This is a genomic window from Acinetobacter ursingii DSM 16037 = CIP 107286, assembly GCF_000368825.1.
Classification (GTDB): Bacteria; Pseudomonadota; Gammaproteobacteria; order Pseudomonadales; family Moraxellaceae; genus Acinetobacter; species Acinetobacter ursingii.
Genome location: NZ_KB849715.1, coordinates 1 through 17,195, shown reverse-complemented (window position 1 = coordinate 17,195; position 17,195 = coordinate 1). Strand labels below are relative to the sequence as shown.

At 39.9% G+C, this 17,195-nt stretch carries 16 protein-coding genes and 1 tRNA gene; 12 read left to right on the top strand and 5 right to left on the bottom strand.

All coding sequences use genetic code 11. The annotated features are described in order from the left end of the window. Positions 1–311: 311 nt before the first annotated feature. Genes ruvB through F944_RS03145 form a run of 3 tightly spaced genes read right to left on the bottom strand, consistent with a single transcriptional unit; the run spans position 312 to position 3,322 of the window. A complete protein-coding gene (ruvB, locus tag F944_RS03155; RefSeq protein ID WP_004986828.1) occupies positions 312–1,313 on the bottom strand; it encodes a Holliday junction branch migration DNA helicase RuvB in 1,002 nt (333 codons plus the stop codon). Between the two features lie 6 nt (positions 1,314–1,319). Next, the gene (gene ruvA / locus F944_RS03150; protein WP_004986826.1) at positions 1,320–1,925 is read right to left on the bottom strand and encodes a Holliday junction branch migration protein RuvA; all 606 of its coding nucleotides are present in this window, start codon (positions 1,923–1,925) and stop codon (positions 1,320–1,322) included. A gap of 56 nt (positions 1,926–1,981) precedes the next feature. Next, the gene (locus tag F944_RS03145) at positions 1,982–3,322 is read right to left on the bottom strand and encodes a deoxyguanosinetriphosphate triphosphohydrolase (protein WP_004986824.1); all 1,341 of its coding nucleotides are present in this window, start codon (positions 3,320–3,322) and stop codon (positions 1,982–1,984) included. A gap of 274 nt (positions 3,323–3,596) precedes the next feature. On the opposite strand from F944_RS03145, the gene tauA reads away from it, so the two are divergent. The 5 genes from tauA (at position 3,597) to F944_RS03120 (ending at position 10,033) form a co-directional block, all read left to right on the top strand. Next, the gene (tauA, locus tag F944_RS03140; protein ID WP_004986820.1) at positions 3,597–4,625 is read left to right on the top strand and encodes a taurine ABC transporter substrate-binding protein; all 1,029 of its coding nucleotides are present in this window, start codon (positions 3,597–3,599) and stop codon (positions 4,623–4,625) included. Positions 4,626–4,637: 12 nt separating this feature from the next. Beyond that, the gene (locus F944_RS03135; protein WP_004986818.1) at positions 4,638–5,441 is read left to right on the top strand and encodes a taurine ABC transporter ATP-binding protein; all 804 of its coding nucleotides are present in this window, start codon (positions 4,638–4,640) and stop codon (positions 5,439–5,441) included. After that, positions 5,438–6,313, top strand: coding sequence for a taurine ABC transporter permease TauC (gene tauC / locus F944_RS03130; RefSeq protein ID WP_004986815.1), 876 nt, complete (start codon positions 5,438–5,440; stop codon positions 6,311–6,313). The genes F944_RS03135 and tauC overlap by 4 nt, the downstream gene beginning before the upstream one ends. 15 nt (positions 6,314–6,328) lie before the next feature. After that, a complete protein-coding gene (tauD, locus tag F944_RS03125) occupies positions 6,329–7,174 on the top strand; it encodes a taurine dioxygenase (RefSeq protein ID WP_004986814.1) in 846 nt (281 codons plus the stop codon). Positions 7,175–7,597: 423 nt separating this feature from the next. Next, positions 7,598–10,033 (top strand): membrane-bound PQQ-dependent dehydrogenase, glucose/quinate/shikimate family, encoded by a 2,436-nt coding sequence (locus tag F944_RS03120; protein ID WP_004986809.1) that lies wholly within the window; start codon positions 7,598–7,600, stop codon positions 10,031–10,033. A 118-nt stretch (positions 10,034–10,151) separates the two neighbouring features. Here the strand turns inward: F944_RS03120 and F944_RS03115 are convergent. Continuing rightward, positions 10,152–10,227 (bottom strand) — tRNA-Gly (locus F944_RS03115). A 64-nt stretch (positions 10,228–10,291) separates the two neighbouring features. Then, positions 10,292–11,713, bottom strand: coding sequence for a cysteine--tRNA ligase (gene cysS, locus F944_RS03110; protein ID WP_004986808.1), 1,422 nt, complete (start codon positions 11,711–11,713; stop codon positions 10,292–10,294). Positions 11,714–11,924: 211 nt separating this feature from the next. Here cysS and F944_RS03105 point away from each other — a divergent pair, with 211 nt between their 5' ends. The 7 genes from F944_RS03105 to F944_RS03075 form a co-directional block, all read left to right on the top strand. Beyond that, the gene (locus F944_RS03105; RefSeq protein WP_004986806.1) at positions 11,925–12,902 is read left to right on the top strand and encodes a KpsF/GutQ family sugar-phosphate isomerase; all 978 of its coding nucleotides are present in this window, start codon (positions 11,925–11,927) and stop codon (positions 12,900–12,902) included. A gap of 3 nt (positions 12,903–12,905) precedes the next feature. Further along, entirely contained in the window at positions 12,906–13,445 is a 540-nt protein-coding gene (locus F944_RS03100; RefSeq protein ID WP_004986805.1) for a KdsC family phosphatase, read from the top strand. A 38-nt stretch (positions 13,446–13,483) separates the two neighbouring features. Further along, on the top strand, positions 13,484–14,032 hold the full coding sequence (gene lptC, locus F944_RS03095; protein ID WP_004986801.1) for an LPS export ABC transporter periplasmic protein LptC: 549 nt from the start codon (positions 13,484–13,486) through the stop codon (positions 14,030–14,032). Continuing rightward, entirely contained in the window at positions 14,016–14,564 is a 549-nt protein-coding gene (lptA, locus tag F944_RS03090; RefSeq protein ID WP_004986800.1) for a lipopolysaccharide transport periplasmic protein LptA, read from the top strand. Before lptC ends, lptA begins: the two co-directional genes overlap by 17 nt. Next, positions 14,564–15,310 carry an LPS export ABC transporter ATP-binding protein gene (gene lptB / locus F944_RS03085; RefSeq protein WP_004986798.1) on the top strand — a complete coding sequence of 249 codons (747 nt, stop codon included), beginning with the start codon at positions 14,564–14,566 and terminating at the stop codon, positions 15,308–15,310. The genes lptA and lptB overlap by 1 nt, the downstream gene beginning before the upstream one ends. A gap of 452 nt (positions 15,311–15,762) precedes the next feature. Beyond that, positions 15,763–16,188 (top strand): hypothetical protein, encoded by a 426-nt coding sequence (locus tag F944_RS03080; RefSeq protein ID WP_004986796.1) that lies wholly within the window; start codon positions 15,763–15,765, stop codon positions 16,186–16,188. A gap of 302 nt (positions 16,189–16,490) precedes the next feature. Continuing rightward, a partial coding sequence (locus tag F944_RS03075; RefSeq protein ID WP_004986794.1) for a BapA/Bap/LapF family prefix-like domain-containing protein occupies positions 16,491–17,195 on the top strand: 705 nt, incomplete at its 3' end.

The window sequence follows — 17,195 nt, the reverse complement described above, 5'->3', positions numbered from 1 at the left end:
GTGAGCAATAGATCTGGCAAAAGGATGCTCCTTTAACACTGTGGTTTAGGGCATCATTGTTCAGCTTAGAATGAGGTCTATGCACGAAAAAGCCTTAAAAAGATGCATGAAGTTTATTTAACGCTTTTACTCAAAGCATAGCTTCTCGTCTTGCGCATGAGGAATATATTCCGTAAGAAGCGTTGTTTTGCTTATCGCTATCACTCACAGCCTAGCTGTTCGTCTTGCGCCGCTAAAAAGCCTCGTTTTTCTTAACGCGTTTACTCGAAGCATAGCTTCTCGTCTTGCGCAGCGGCAAAACGTTGTTTTGCTTATCGCTGCTCAGGTGGGGTGATTCCAAACTGGGCATAGGCATGATTGGTGGCAATACGCCCACGTGCAGTACGCATCACGTAGCCTTGCTGGATCAGATACGGTTCAATGACATCTTCCAGAGTTCCGCTATCTTCGGCCATAGCAGCAGCAAGAGCTTCAACGCCTGCGGGGCCACCTTCAAAGCGTTCTAGTATCATACTCAGGTAACGTCGATCGAGTGTATCTAAGCCAGATTTATCGACATTGAGCATATCTAGTGCACGTTGTGCCATGTCCTGAGTGACTTCACCTGTGCCTTTGACCTGAGCATAGTCACGTACACGACGTAATAAACGATTGGCAATACGTGGTGTACCACGCGAACGTCGTGCAATTTCTTCAGCACCTGTTCGGGTAATCGGTACATCCATTAAGTTGGCAGAACGGGTGACAATATGCGTTAAATCTTCAACGGAATAAAATTCCAGACGTTGCACAATCCCGAAACGATCACGCAACGGTGAGGTGAGCAAGCCTGCGCGTGTTGTTGCAGCAACCAGTGTAAACGGCGGCAAGTCCAGTTTAATTGAACGTGCCGCTGGACCTTCGCCAATCATAATATCCAGTTGGTAGTCTTCCATCGCAGGATATAAAATTTCTTCAATAACAGGAGAAAGACGATGAATTTCATCGATAAATAACACATCACCTTCTTCAAGATTGGTGAGCATGGCAGCCAAATCTCCAGCCCGTTCCAGCACAGGCCCAGAAGTGGATTTTAAATTGCCTCCCATTTCTCGGGCAATAATATTGGCAAGTGTGGTTTTACCGAGTCCTGGCGGGCCAAAAATCAGGGTGTGATCCAGTGCTTCACCACGACCACGCGCAGCACCAATGAAAATTTCCATTTGCTCGCGTACCACGGGCTGACCAATATAGTCTGCCAAAGAAGTTGGTCGAATGGCACGATCGAATTGATCTTCTGGTTTTTCTTTGCCACTAATTAAACGGTCATGCATGATTGGTTACTTCATCATTGATTTGAGTGCAGCACGAATTAAGTCTGCGGCTTCAGTATAATCAGCTTTCACTGCAGCCACTGCTTTTTGTGCTTCAATCGGTTTGTAGCCTAATGATTGTAATGCAGCTTCGGCTTCGGCAACAGGAGAGTTAGATACAAACTGAATTTGCGAAATAGTATTGTTTGAGGTCGCACTGCCTTGATTTGCAAGTGCTTTAAAACGATCACGAAGTTCAATCATCAAACGTTCGGCAGTCTTTTTACCCACACCCGGAACTTTCACCAAGGTATTGATATCATCATGTTCAATGGTTTGGATCAAAAGCTCAACGCTTAAAGTCGATAAAATACCCAGTGCCATTTTAGGGCCAACACCATTAACCTTCAGCAAGGTACGGAAAATGGTCTTTTCCTGTGCTTCTAAAAAACCATAAAGTTGTTGTGCATCTTCACGCACCACTAAATGCGTCCACAAGGTTGCTTTTTGCCCTTTTTGGAGTTGGCAAAATGTTGAAAGTGGCGTATCAATTTCATAGCCAACCCCATTGACATTCAGGAGTACCGTAGGTGCTTCCAGTGCAAATACTTCACCAATTAAACAACCGATCATTGAAAACTTATTTCCTAAAATAATATAAAAATTAGATGTCCGAAATCATCCCGACATTACATAAAACTGGCACGACGACCTTGTAGTACCTGAGCGAGATCATAAGCTTGGTGATCTGAAAATTTACTAATAATATCCAATATTTGCATAATATTTTGGTAGTGATTGTCCTGAAAATTGGCACCAAACTGCTGCAAAATGGACATCAGCCGTTTCTCTTTAAAACTCAAAGCTTTTTGCGGTACGGACAATGGAATAAATGCATCCAGAATCGATTGCAAACTACTATGTGCAATAATTTCCAGATCAGACTTTTGCCGATGCTCAAAAATTTTATTGCGCGCCAAATCTTTGGCTTTTTCGATTCCCACGCCAATATCCGCAGGGCAATATTCTAAAAGTGTTCCCTGTAATTGTCCTGATAATATTTCAACATGATGTCGGGCAAAGGCGCTGGAAACCTCAGCAACCAGACGTTTCATGACTCGTCCACGCAAAGCGGCAATTTTTTGTTGCCAAGTGGTATTACGTTGACCCAATTCGTCAGGAATCCCATAATCTGCAATTAAATTTAGAAAAATAGGCTCAACTTCTTCATAAGTCAGCATATTTAAAATAATACCATCTTCCAGATCAATCAGCGCATAACACATGTCATCTGCTGCTTCGAGCAAATAAGTCAGAGGATGACGGCAATAATGATATTCACCCAATTGAATCAGTCCAAGCTGATCAGCAATTTCGACCAAAATTTCTTTTTCAGTCTGATAGCAACCAAATTTTGCACGTTGGTTGGAAGGACGGTCGCCTTGTGACTCAATGGTTTTAGACAACCACGGATATTTTAAATAAGCACCTAACGTGGCGTGAGTCAGGCGCATACCGCCATCATCAGGATGATAATCAATACGTGTTAATAAGCGTAAACCTTGTGCATTCCCTTCAAACTGGCGCACATCAGCTTCTTCTTCAGGGCTAAGTTCTTTTAGGAAATCGTTATGTGAAGCATCGTCAAACCATTCGCGAATCGCATATTCACCTGCATGTCCATAGGGTGGGTTGCCAATATCGTGGGCGAGACATGCCGCCTGAATAATGGCTCCGACATCGGATGGTGAAATCCATGCAGGTAAATCATCCTTAATTTTTTCAGCGGTCATCATGCCGAGCGACCGCCCGATGCAAGACACTTCAAGGGAATGGGTTAAACGAGTATGGATACCATCTTGGAGTGCGAAAGGATGAACCTGTGTTTTACGATTAAGCTGACGAAAACTTTGTGAAAATATGATCCGATCATAATCTTTATGAAAAGGGCTTCGTCCCAGTTCTGTTGTACTTTTTTTACTACCTAAACGAACTGCTGAAAGCAGCTCCATCCAACGCATTTGTTCCATTTATAACTGTTCTTGAGAGATCTACTTTGCATCATGCCAAAAAAATATTGAAAGCACTAGGGTAGTGCGACATGATTTGTCTGCTATCTGTATTTTTATCAATTTATCCAAGCACTTTATAGATATTTTATAAGCTTGGGAAGAATGATTGAATCGAGCCATGTTTTATTATTTCTATTTTAAAAATATTCATAAGCAATCCATTTTTTATTATTTTAAATCATAAAGCAGAGTGCCATACCATTGATAACAATAGCGACTTTTATCAAATGTTATGAGTAAGAAAAATTCTAAACCTTTATGGATTACAGCAATCGTCCTTGTGGCGATTGTTACATTTATTATTTATCAAAATCGTAAAGGTCAAGATCAAACACCTGCTGCACAAAGTGTCGGTGGTCAATCGGTGATTATTGCCTACCAAACTGGTGTTGATCCGAGCAAAGTTGCACAGGCAAACGGTGATTATGAAAAAGACAGTAAGCAGCACATTCAATGGAAAAAATTTGATGCGGGTTCAGATGTCGTCAATGCGTTGGCTTCAGGCGATGTGGTGATTGGCAATATTGGATCAAGTCCCTTGGCTGCAGCAGCAAGCCGAAATGTCCCTATTGAAGTGTTTTTAATTACTGCAAAACTGGGTGGATCAGAGGCATTGGTGGTCAGTCAAAAATCTAACATTCAGTCGCCACAGGATTTAATAGGTAAAACCATTGCGGTGCCTTTTGTTTCAACCACCCATTACAGTTTATTGTCTGCACTGAAACATTGGGGAATTTCTGAAAATCAGGTCAAAATTATTAATTTACGCCCACCAGAAATTGCCGCGGCTTGGGAACGTGGCGATATTGATGCCACTTATGTCTGGGAACCTGCTTTAAGCAAAGCCAAAGCAACAGGGAAGGTACTTACTGACTCTAAACAAGTGGGGGAATGGGGTGCGCCGACTTATGACCTATGGGTGGTGCGTAAAGACTTTGCAGAAAAGAATCCAGATTTCATCAAATCTTTTGTTAAAACCACACTGAAACAAATCGATGCTTATCAGCAAAATCCGCAAGCATTTGTGCAAGATCAAGCAAATATCGACAAGATTGCCAAACTGACAGGTTCATATCCAAAAGATATTCCATTGTTATTGTCAGGAAATGATTATCTCAATCTCGAACAGCAACAAAAAACATTATCAGGCGAGTTTGCTAAAAATATTTTCGATACAGCGACTTTTTTGAAAAGTCAGGGCAAGGTCGATCAAGTTAAAGCAAGTTATGCCGAAAATGTCACGACCGCCTTTTTGCAATAATTGGAGTGTGCCATGAGTACCTTGAAAGCTGAACATGTGCAATTACAGTTTCCAAAGCAATCATTACCTGTTTTGCAGGATGTCAATCTCTCGATTGAATCGGGCACTTTGAATGTAATTTTGGGGGAATCTGGCTGCGGTAAAACCACATTGCTCAATATTTTGGCGGGCTTCCAAAAAGTAGATACAGGCCAAGTCAAAATTGATGATGAAGTTTTGAACGGCCCTGATGCACGCCGTGCCGTGGTATTTCAGGATCATGCCTTATTGCCGTGGCTCAATGTCGAGCAAAATGTTGGTTTCGCTTTGGAGCTTAAAGGGTTAAGGGAAAGTGAAATCGAACAACAAGTGACCTCGATTTTAAACATTGTGGGGCTGTCTCATGTAGCCAAAGGCAATATCTGGGAGCTTTCAGGGGGCATGAAGCAGCGTGTGGGGATCGCACGTGCTTTGGTCAGTCATGCACCCTTCATTTTATTGGATGAACCTTTTGCGGCACTGGATGCCTTTACACGTGAAACGATGCAACAACTGGTTCTGGATTTATGGATTCAGCAAAATAAGGGCTTTTTCCTGATTACGCATGATATTGAAGAAGCCTTATTACTGAGTCAGCAATTGGTGTTGATGACCGCTCATCCTGGGAAAATTGTGCAGACATTGCAATTAAATTTTGCGGAGCGTTATCGGGCAGGTGAGTCGATTCGTTCGATTAAATCTGATCCTGAATTTATCGCGTTGCGGGAACAGTTGTTTGAGCGACTACGCGAACAAAAGCAACAACGAAAACAACCTAGCCATGAGGTGTTGACATGAATAGTCGAACTGAGTCGGTCAGTTACAAAAATCAGATCGCAAAGAGTAATACGACAGCACGTCTAACACAGCGTTCTTTCGGAAATTTTCGCGTGTGGTTCACTCGACATCATCGTCTGGCATTAAGTGCGCTAAGTGTTTTTAGTGTGTTATTGCTGTGGTTTTTGATGACTGCTTTACATCTTGTGCCTGCATTATTTTTACCGAGCCCTCAAGCAGTTTGGCAAAAGTTTTTGGAAGTCAGTCAGCAGGGATTTATGAAAGCCACACTTTGGCAACATTTGGCGGCCAGTATTTCTAGAGTTTTATTTGCGTTGCTCGCTGCGATTGCAATCGGTGTTCCCGTTGGATTATGGATGGGGCTGAATAAATATGCACGAGCTGTGCTTGATCCATTGGTTGAATTATTACGACCTATCCCACCTTTGGCATATTTACCATTACTCGTCATTTGGTTTGGTATTGGTGAAACCACCAAAATTTTACTGATCTTTTTTTCGATTTTGGCACCGGTAATTATCAGTAGTACCCATGGCGTGATCAGTCATCAACTCAATCGTGAACGTGCTGCTTTGTCACTCGGTGCAACACAGGCACAAGTGTTTTGGAAAGTGATTTTACCTACAGCCTTACCACACATTTTAACAGGAATCAGAATTGGACTTGGTGTGGGTTGGTCAACATTGGTCGCAGCAGAATTGGTGGCAGCTGATCGTGGTATTGGCTTTATGGTGCAATCGGCTGCGCAATTTTTAATTACTGATACGGTGATTTTAGGGATTATCGTGATTGCTGTGGTTGCGGTCAGTTTTGAATTATTTTTACGTTGGTTACAACAGCAATTATCTCCCTGGTATGGCCAGCAGTTATAGGGTATAGGCGATAAAATGAGTTTAATTATCGAAACAATCAAACCAGCCATTGGCGCAATCATTACTGGCGTTGATTTAAATCATTTGAACAAACAGCACACAACTGAAATTCAACAGGCTTTATTGAAACATCATGTGATCTTTTTTCGTGAGCAGCAATTAGCGCCACAAGCTCAGGCAGCATTGGCGCGTAGTTTTGGCTCTTTGCATATCCATCCGATTTATCCTTCCATTGAAGATGTACCTGAAGTGTTAGTTTTGGATAGTTGGCAACAGGATTTACGCGATAACGAGCTTTGGCATACCGATGTCACTTTTAGTCAAACTCCGCCATTAGGCTGCGTACTGCAAGCGATAAAAATCCCTGCAACAGGTGGTGATACACTGTGGTCAAGTGGCGTTGCTGCGTTTACTGGACTTGATATCAACTTGCAGCATAAGCTGAGAGGATTAACGGCAACTCACGATATTCGAAAATCCTTCCCAATTGAACGATTTGCAACAAATGAGGTAGAACGTGAAAAACTGCTACAAACGTTTAAACGTAATCCACCTGTTATTCATCCTGTCGTCAGAACACATCCTGTGACAGGACAACCGATTTTATTTGTGAGCGAAGGTTTTACTACCCGAATAAATGAGTTAAGCCAACAGGAAAGTGATGAATTATTAGAGTTTTTATTTGAGAAATCTACTCAGGAACAATTTCATTTGCGCTGGCAATGGCAAGAAGGTGATGTCGCGATTTGGGACAATCGCTGTACTCAGCATAAGGCATTGTTTGATTATGGAGATGCACATCGAATTATGCATCGCGCAACTATAAATGGCGATACACCTTATTATCAACAAGCCAGTTAACCTTATAAAAATAGCGAATAGCCCTATCTGAATGATGGGGTTTTTTATTCACATCATAATTTTAATAAATGATTAGACTTCTTTCATAATTGTTTGAACTCTCTTTATTTTTCCTCCAAAGGAAGAAATAAAAAGGACTGATGAAAGAAGGCTGTTAAACTTTGCGAAAACATATTTATGGCCTGTGTCATCCTATTTTATTGCAGATAAGATAGAAGGCTAAAATGAATGTCTTTTTATATAAATGTTATTTAACTTTTTGAATGTAAATTATTTTTTATTTTACGGCAGAAGTTCTTTTATTTTTTAAGAAAACTTTAAGTTTCAGAACACATTTAAGCAACGATACCATGAGCGTTTTTAATTCTTAAAATGATGTAATAGCGACTCCCATACTAAATAAAATTAATAAGGTTTAAAGCTATGGTTCATTCTTCCATCTATAGAAAAAACAGCAGTATACCCGTAAAAATATTTTCGGTGATCTTACTGTTATTTGCCCTTACATTATTCATTGGCGGTATCTATTTAGCGTATTTAGGAGGTTCGTGGTACTACGTCATCAATGGAGTGATCTTAATCGCTTCTAGTGTTTATTTGCTTAAAAATGATCAATTAGGTGTAAAACTTTTTTGGCTGTTCTTCTTCTACACTCTGATCTGGACAATATGGGAAGCGGGTACACGCTACTGGGGCTGGGTGCCTCGGCTCGCTATAGTGGCTGTTTTTGCATTTTTTATGAGCTTACTTATGCCAAATATTGGTTCAGGAGCGAGTAAGAAAATTTCATATAGTTTAACTGGCTTTATTATTCTATGCTTTGTTGTTGCGGGTGGTCTGGCTTTTTATCCACATTCATCCTATGTGTCAGGGCAGGAAATTTCAGCGCAGTCTTTTAGCACCAATTCATCAAATGCTACAACAATTCAACCTGACACTGACTGGCAATATTATGGTCGTGATGAAAATGCGACCCGCTATTCACCGCTTAACCAAGTTACTCCTGACAATGTCAATAAACTTGAGGTGGCATGGACGTATCGGACAGGTGATGTGCCTCAGGCAGGTCAAACCAATAAATGGGCTGCTGAAACCACGCCAATTAAAGTGGGTAATGCCGTATATTTATGTAGTGCGACCAATAATATTATTAAATTGGATGCAGCCTCAGGCAAAAAAATCTGGGAACACAAGTCTGGTGTGAAATATGAAAATATTCCATATACCGCTGCATGTAAGGCAGTCACTTTTTATCAATCTAAAACTATTCCCGAAGGACAGGCTTGTCACAACAAACTTATTGTTGGTACCTTAGACATGCGTTTGCTGGCGGTTGACGCAGAAACAGGTGAGTCGTGTCAAGGTTTTGGTCAGCATGGTCAAACTGATTTATCTGTAGGTATTGGTAAGTGGGTACCTGGTCAACTTGCGGTTACTGCACCTGTACCAATCATTAATGGTGTAATTGTAGTCAATCATCAGGTTCTTGATGGACAGCGTCGATGGGCACCTTCTGGTGTAATCCGTGGCTATGATGCAGATTCAGGTCAGTTTAAATGGGCATGGGATGTCAATCGTCCAAATGACAACACTGAACCTAAAACAGGTGAGCAATACAGTCGTGGTACACCAAACTCATGGGCTGCCATGATTGGCGATGAAAAATTAGGATTGGTTTATGTTCCAACAGGGAACTCGGCTGCGGATTATTATAGTGCGATGCGCAGCGCTAATGAAAATCGTGTGTCTTCAGCAGTTGTTGCGCTCGATGTAAATACGGGACGTGAAAAATGGGTCTTCCAGACTGCACATAAAGATGTATGGGATTATGATATCGGCTCTCAGCCAACATTGGTGGATTATCCAGATGCTTCAGGAAAAAAAGTTCCAGCCTTGATTATGCCAACCAAGCGTGGTCAGACGTTTATTCTTGATCGCGCTACTGGTAAAGCTTTAACCAAAGTTGAAGAACGACCAGCACCTGTACCAAACGATGCAAAGGCTTATCATGCTGTACCAAATGATCCACGTGCTAAAACTCAACCGTGGTCTGTCGAGATTCCACGTTTAGGTTTGCCTGATCTTCAGGAAAAAACCATGTGGGGAATTTCTCCAATTGATCAAATGCTGTGTCGTATTAAATTTAAACAGGCAAATTATCTTGGAGAATTTACACCCCCAAGTATCGATAAACCATGGATTGAATTCCCTGGCTACAATGGTGGAAGTGATTGGGGCAGTGTAGCGGTAAATCCTCATTCTGGTTTAATGATTGCAAACTGGAATGTGACACCAATGTACGACAAATTGGTTACCCGTACAGAAGCCAATAAGCAGGGCTTAAAGTCAATTGATGACCCAAGTTATAAATCAGGTGGTGGCGGTGCTGAAGGAAATGGTGCGATGGCTGATACCCCTTATGGAATTAATGTATCACCATTTTATGCTCCAATTTCTCAAGTCCTCTGTAACGAACCACCTTATGGCATGATTACGGCTATTGATTTACATAGCAAAAAAGTACTTTGGCAGCACCCATTCGGTAGTGCTGAACACAATGGCCCGTTTGGTTTGCCAACTTACTTGCCAATTAATATTGGTACACCAAATAACGGCGGTCCAATTATTACAGCCGGTGGTTTAACATTTGTTGCTGCTGCAACAGATAATAAATTACACGCCTTGGACAACCGTACAGGTAAACTCGTCTGGACTGCAAATTTGCCTGCGGGTGGTCAAGCAACACCGATGACTTATGCCATCAATGGAGAGCAATATATTGTGATCATGGCGGGTGGACATCACTTTATGAAAACACCAGTAGGTGATTATGTAATTGCTTATAAACTGAAAAAATAATCGGGTTTTATGTGAAAAAACGGACTGTTAATCAGTCCGTTTTTTTATTTTAGTCTGCATGGTTTTGGTATAGATAAATAAAAAGCCCAAATCTTTTGATTAGGGCTTTTTAAAATTTTGGAGCGGGAAACGAGACTCGAACTCGCGACCCCAACCTTGGCAAGGTTGTGCTCTACCAACTGAGCTATTCCCGCAATGTGAGATGCATTATAGACAGTTTCATTTAACTGTCAACATCCATCCATTTTAATTGTCGATTTAATCAGCACGTCGCCAAACGGTTCCTTGGCGGGTATCTTCAAGTGCAACACCTTTTTCAAGTAAAGACTGGCGAATACCATCGGCTTTGGCAAAATCTTTTGCTTTTTTTGCGTCATGACGTTGTTGAATCAAAGCTTCAATTTCATCGTCATTCAAGCTGAGTGCTTGTTGGCCAATATCTGATTTTAAGAATTCATCAACATTATGCTGAACCAAGCCCAGAATTGTCGTTAAATGGCGCAAAGTTGCATAATAAAGCGCCGCTTGTTCAGCGCATTGCTCTTTCACCGCTCGATTGAGTTCACGATTCAAATCAAACAGAACCGCCATGGCTTCTGGTGTATTAAAGTCATCGCGCATGGCTGAGTTAAAACGTTCTATAAACTCATGATCTAACTGGTCAGAATGAATTTGACCATAGGTTTGTTCATAAGCTTTAAAAGCATGATAGAAGCGAGTGAGTGCAGTTTTCGCTTCTTTTAACGCAGTATCTGAAAAGTTCACAGGACTACGATAGTGCGAAGACACAATAAAGTAGCGAATCACTTCAGGATGAAACTTTTCCATTACATCACGAATGGTAAAGAAATTTCCCAAAGACTTTGACATTTTCTCGCCATCGACATTGATAAAGCCCACATGCATCCAATAATTCACATACTGTTCGCCTGTTGCAGCCTCGCTTTGCGCGATTTCATTTTCATGATGTGGAAATAATAAGTCTGACCCACCACCATGAATGTCAAAGTGATTGCCTAAGCAGCAAGTTGACATGGCTGAACATTCAATATGCCAACCCGGACGACCATTGCCCCAAGGGGATTGCCATGACGGTTCATTGGCTTTGGCATGTTTCCACAGCACAAAGTCAAACGGATGTTTTTTCTCGACTTCGACATCAACACGCTCACTGGCTCCTGCTTGCATATCATCCAGTTTACGTCCAGATAGGCGACCGTATTTGGCAAATTTAGTGACTTCATAATAAACATCACCATTGGAGGAAGGATAAGCGGTGCCATTTTCGACCAAAGTCCCAATCATATTTTGCATTTGGTCGATGTATTCGGTGGCTTTGGGCGATTCATCAGGTTCAGCACAACCGAGACTGGCTGCATCTTCATTCATAGCAGTGATAAAACGCGCGGTTAGTTGCTGAATCGTTTCACCATTTTCATTGGCACGACTGATAATTTTATCGTCAATATCGGTGATATTACGGATATACCGTACTTTCCAGCCCTGACTACGCAGAAAACGAATAATATAGTCAAAAGCAACCATGACTCGAGCATGTCCAATATGACAGTAGTCATACACCGTCATGCCGCAGACATAGATATCTATCTGGCCATCAACACGTGGGACAAATTCAACTTTTTTACGTTGCTCTGAGTTATATAAAACGAATGGTTGCATAAGACTCTTAAAAACATTCACCAAAAATAGTGTTACATCTTAACGTAAGCCACATATTTCACAAAGGTTTATCCATAATTTTTATAAGTAAGTGAAAACTTGTACATTTAAAAACGTGACAGGAAATGAGATGTGCTAGAATAGCGCAAATTTTTTAGTTAAAAAGTCTATTGTCGGTTTGGCAGTAGCGAATTGTTTGAGCTCATATTTTATGACCAGTACCACCGATTTTAAGAAAATTGCACTGGAAACCATTGCGATAGAACAACATGCCCTAGATGTATTGGCAAGTCAAATAGACGATCGTTTTGATCAGGCTTGTGAAATTATTTTACAGTGTCAGGGTCGTGTAGTGGTGACAGGTATGGGTAAATCTGGTCATATTGGTCGAAAAATGGCAGCCACTTTTGCTTCCACAGGTACACCTTCGTTTTTTATGCATCCTGGTGAAGCGGGGCATGGTGACTTGGGAATGTTAGTACGGGGTGATGTACTCATTGCCATTTCCAATTCAGGCAAAAGTGATGAGATCATGATGCTGATGCCTTTGATTAAACATCTGGAAGTACCATTGATCACCATTAGCCGTGATGATACAGGTCCAATGCCAAAAAATGCAGATGTAGCTTTAACTTTGGGTGAGTCAAACGAAGCTTGTCCATTAGGGCTTGCACCCACCTCAAGTACCACTGCGACATTGGTATTGGGTGATGCGCTCGCGGTTGCATTGTTGGAAGCGCGAGGCTTTACTGCCGACGACTTTGCTCGCTCGCATCCAGCAGGTGCTTTAGGTAAACGTTTACTTTTACATGTAAAACATTTAATGCATACCGGTGAGGAGCTTCCAAAAGTATCTCCTGATACCCCAATGAATCAGGTCCTTTACGAAATTTCAAACAAACGTTTAGGTTTGACGACCATTGTTGATGAACAAGATCATTTATTAGGTATCTTTACGGATGGTGATTTACGTCGTCTAATTGATAAGCAACAAGGTTTTGATGTCAAACTTCCTGTGTCTGCGGTGATGATTGAACATCCTGCGACGATTTCTCAGGAAGCTCGTGCAGTAGAAGCATTACAACAACTGAATGCTAAAAAAATTAGTCAGTTTGTCGTTGTTGATGATCAAAATAAGGTGATTGGTGTGATCAGTATGCATGACCTAATTCAGGCAGGGGTAAATTAATTCATGGCATCTTATGCATTACTTGAACAGGCTCGTCATATTCAGGCACTGGTTTTAGATGTGGACGGTATCTTGAGTGATGGATTTGTGACATTGACCAATAGTGGTGATGAAATCAAATCTTTTGATATTCGTGATGGTTTGGGGATGAAACTGGTTCAGCAAGCTGGTCTTAAAGTCATTATCATTACAGGTCGTAAAAGTCAGATCGTTGAAAAAAGGATGTCTGATTTAGGCGTCGATCTGATCTTTCAAGGCCGTGAAGATAAAGGCGTGGCATTGCGTGAAGCATGTGCGCAATTTAATTTAGCACCTTCTGATTGTTTATATATGGGTGATGATTGGCCTGATTTATCGGCTTTTTCACTTGCAGGAATGTGTGTGACTGTTCCAAATGGACATGTAGAATTACGCCGTCGTGCTCATTTGGTAACTCAAGCGATGGGCGGTCGTGGAGCAGTGCGTGAAGTCTGTGATATGTTACTGAATGCAAAAGGAGTTTACGAAGAACTTCTTGCAAAATATCTGACTGTACCCCATTAATATTCTAAGCCAGAGAAAAAGGTGATATTACGCCGCTTATGGATACTAGAGTTTTATATATCGTGGCGATTGCAATCGCAGCTGTAAGTGGTGGCTATTATTACTACAGTGGCAGTGCGAACAAACTGGATGCTGATGATAGTCGCAATATGACTTATACAGCAAATGATATCAATTTGACTCAGACAAACGATCTTGGTCATTTGTATATTCGTGCAAAGGTCGATCGACTTGAACAGGATATGCAGAAACAAACGTCAAAACTTGAAAATTTACATGCGTCAATGTATGAAAATGGACAAGTGAATGCTACTTTTTCTTCAAAAGTTGCAAATGGTTATGATGATAACGAAAAGGTTATTCTTTCAGGTGATGTCATTGCAACAAGACTTGCTGAAAAAGGTGAAATTGTTTTTCGAACGGATGAGCTGACGACCTATCCGAAAACAAAAAAAATTGAAACGACACATCAGGTGGATGTGCAATCACCACAGGCTTCTTTTGTCAGCAATGGTTTAAAAGCAGATCTGGAAAATAGCCAATACGAATTTTTTAATATTCGAGGAAAGTATGCACCAAACTCTTAAATCGATTTCTTGTTCGACTTTCCTGAAACAAGTAACAGGTTTCACGATCTTTGCCGTGATGTCTGCATCTGCATTGGCGCTCCCTTCAGATCGTAGTCAGCCTATCTCATTGGTCGCTGACAAAGCTACCTATAATGATAAAACAGGCATTACAACCTATACCGGAAATGTGGTGATCGAACAGGGCACTATGAAATTACAGGCGGATTCGATTGTTGCACAACTGAATTCCAAACGTGAAATTCAAACCATTACTGCCAATGGTCGACCATCCAAATTTCAGCAACAGATTAGTGCTGAAAAAGGGGTCGCACGTGGTGAAGCACAGAAAATTATTTATAACGCAGATACAGGCATTATTACTTTAACAGGCAATGCTTATTTATTTCAGGATGGAGCCAGCATTCGAGGCAATAGCTTAAAATATAGTATGAATAAAGGTGATATTGAAGCACAAGGTTCAAGTTCAAATCGTGTTCAACTGATTATTCCACCATCAAGTTCTAAAAGTTTTCCGGGAGCACGTGATTAATGGAGCAAACACGTCAAAAACCACAAACCCTTTGTATCAAACACTTGGCAAAAAACTATAATAAACGCTGGGTGGTTAAAGATGTGTCCTTTCAAATGCAAAGTGGACAAATTGTGGGATTGCTTGGTCCAAACGGTGCAGGGAAAACGACCAGTTTCTATATGGTGGTTGGCTTGGTTCGTATGGATAAAGGAGAAATTCATTTAGACAATGAAGACTTATCTCACCTTGCCATGCATGAACGTGCTAGAAAAGGTATTGGTTATCTACCACAAGAAGCCTCTATTTTTAGAAAACTCACCATTGCCGAAAATATTATGGCAATTTTGGAAACTCGTAAAGACTTAAATAAACAGCAACGTCAACAGCGTTTAAACGAATTGCTGGCAGATTTTAAAATTGGTCATATCAAAGATTCGCTTGGCATGAGTGTTTCTGGTGGTGAGCGTCGCCGTGCTGAAATCGCTCGCGCTTTGGCGGCTGATCCAAAATTTATGTTGCTGGATGAGCCTTTTGCGGGGGTTGATCCTATTTCAGTGGGTGATATTAAAGAGATTATTCGTAATCTTAAAGAACGAGGGATTGGTGTTCTGATTACGGATCATAATGTACGTGAAACATTGGCAATTTGCGAGCATGCTTATATTGTGAGTGAGGGATCCGTCATCGCAGAGGGCTCTCCGCAGGATATTCTCGAAAATGAACAAGTTCGCAAAGTCTATTTAGGTGACGATTTTACAGTTTAACTTTTAAATAACTGCACTTGTTGGATTGAAATAATCCTCTTTTTGTTGAAAAACAGAAAGGGGATTATTTTTTAATATAAAAACACCATGATTATTAAGATTATATTAATGATGAATTGTATATTTATTCTATGCAATTTTTTAGTTAAAATGAATGTAATTCAATTTTTATATTATATTTGAATAATCATATAAATTTTAACTAAATAAAAAATAATATTTGTTTATAAAATAAAGACTCATCTTTTTTTTAAAATAAATTTTTGTAAAAAATATTCGAAAATAAATTCTGCATATCAATAAAACTTATAAATAAAAGTGATGACTTTTTAGTCAGATTATAAGCGTATCACTGTTAGTCTTTTTTTAAAAAAATGTGATTAATTTATCTTTTTATTGTAATTTTTATGTTGTAATATCTATACAAAATTTAACATTTTATGGGGGTTCTTATGATTCGTAGCGGTAGTCTTGTTCTTCTTAGCCTTTTACTCACGGCTTGTGGTACACCTTTAAGTACATATAACAAGCCTTCAAATTTATTATTTCAACAAAAAGATGGAAATAGTAATCAGGTTATTCATGTTTATCGTGATAATAAGCTTTGTTTAAACGATGATAAAAATAGACAGGTCTGTCCAATTAATTTTTATATCGATGATTTTAAGGCTGGAACTTTCTATATTAATAATAAAGCGAATTATTATTTAAAACCTGATGCCTATGTCCTAAAAGTTAAGAGTTGTAAAACAGAATGTGCAACTTATGTATTCAAATTGGATTTAAATAATCAGCTTAAAGCTCCAGATTTTAAAATTTCAATTGATGAAAATGACAAGCCATTTATTACGCAAATTAGCACTCAAGGAGTTAGCTGATTTCTATAAGTATATCTAAATTTTGATGCAAAAAATCTTATCTATAGATATGAAATTTTGAAGTAAGTGCTTTATTTGGCTGCAAATTTTAAAAAATCAGATTCAATTTTTCAAAAGAATGATTGTATCTAAAAAATGTAATCGTTTTTAAGTGAAATTTGGCGGCTCAAAAATGGTTAATGGACGAATTCGAGCTTTCTTAAGCAACTCATGTTCAGAGATCTGAGCCGTTAAAAGAAAGTAAATCATAAATTATTTATCAAGGGTTTAGTAATGGGTTTACTCATTATTGGGGATAAGACATGACAAAATTTGTAGTAACTGAAAAAAAATCTTTAGTAAAGAATACGATAGATAATTCGCAAGTCATATTAAAAGCGGCGGCTATTGTTCAGGTTAACTTACATCGAGAAGATGTTGCTGAGTTTATTCAAGATGGTAATAATTTAATTTTAAAACTGCAAAATGGCGATGTCATTACCATCCAAAATTTCTTTGTACAATATGAAGATAATATCGTTTCAGATTTAGTTTTTGAAGATAATGATTGTGCTTTCTTGTGGTTTGACTGGAACAATGGTGCTCCATTATTTAAAGAAATTTCTGGTTTAGAAGTTTTTTTGCCGATTGCGAGTGGCAGTAGCTCAGGTGCGCTTCTTCCATGGATTGCTGGTGGACTTGCCGTGATAGGTGGAACTGCTTTGGGAAGCAGTGGAAGTAGTGGGAAAGATAATAATGAATCAGTCAATAAAGCACCACAAGTTCTCGAAATTAATAAACAACAACCCATAAGTGTCATTGAAGATGTACCTAAAACTGGTGTAATTATCAATGTCACGGATCCAGATAGTGATCATCTTACTTATAGTGTTTCAGAGAAGCCGACGCACGGTACCGTCAGCATTGACTCAGCAACAGGTGGTTATACTTATACGCCAAATGCCAACTACAACGGTTCAGACAGCTTTGAAGTGACGGTTGCTGATGGCAAAGGTGGAACGACGACT

Coding starts and splice junctions, on each gene's coding strand:
- lptA (WP_004986800.1), top strand. CDS start 14,016: ATGCACCAAACTCTTAAATCGATTTCTTGTTCGACTTTCCTGAAACAA.
- tauC (WP_004986815.1), top strand. CDS start 5,438: ATGAATAGTCGAACTGAGTCGGTCAGTTACAAAAATCAGATCGCAAAG.
- F944_RS03135 (WP_004986818.1), top strand. CDS start 4,638: ATGAGTACCTTGAAAGCTGAACATGTGCAATTACAGTTTCCAAAGCAA.
- F944_RS03120 (WP_004986809.1), top strand. CDS start 7,598: ATGGTTCATTCTTCCATCTATAGAAAAAACAGCAGTATACCCGTAAAA.
- tauD (WP_004986814.1), top strand. CDS start 6,329: ATGAGTTTAATTATCGAAACAATCAAACCAGCCATTGGCGCAATCATT.
- ruvB (WP_004986828.1), bottom strand. CDS start 1,313: ATGCATGACCGTTTAATTAGTGGCAAAGAAAAACCAGAAGATCAATTC.
- cysS (WP_004986808.1), bottom strand. CDS start 11,713: ATGCAACCATTCGTTTTATATAACTCAGAGCAACGTAAAAAAGTTGAA.
- F944_RS03080 (WP_004986796.1), top strand. CDS start 15,763: ATGATTCGTAGCGGTAGTCTTGTTCTTCTTAGCCTTTTACTCACGGCT.
- F944_RS03100 (WP_004986805.1), top strand. CDS start 12,906: ATGGCATCTTATGCATTACTTGAACAGGCTCGTCATATTCAGGCACTG.
- ruvA (WP_004986826.1), bottom strand. CDS start 1,925: ATGATCGGTTGTTTAATTGGTGAAGTATTTGCACTGGAAGCACCTACG.
- F944_RS03145 (WP_004986824.1), bottom strand. CDS start 3,322: ATGGAACAAATGCGTTGGATGGAGCTGCTTTCAGCAGTTCGTTTAGGT.
- F944_RS03105 (WP_004986806.1), top strand. CDS start 11,925: ATGACCAGTACCACCGATTTTAAGAAAATTGCACTGGAAACCATTGCG.
- tauA (WP_004986820.1), top strand. CDS start 3,597: ATGAGTAAGAAAAATTCTAAACCTTTATGGATTACAGCAATCGTCCTT.
- lptC (WP_004986801.1), top strand. CDS start 13,484: ATGGATACTAGAGTTTTATATATCGTGGCGATTGCAATCGCAGCTGTA.
- lptB (WP_004986798.1), top strand. CDS start 14,564: ATGGAGCAAACACGTCAAAAACCACAAACCCTTTGTATCAAACACTTG.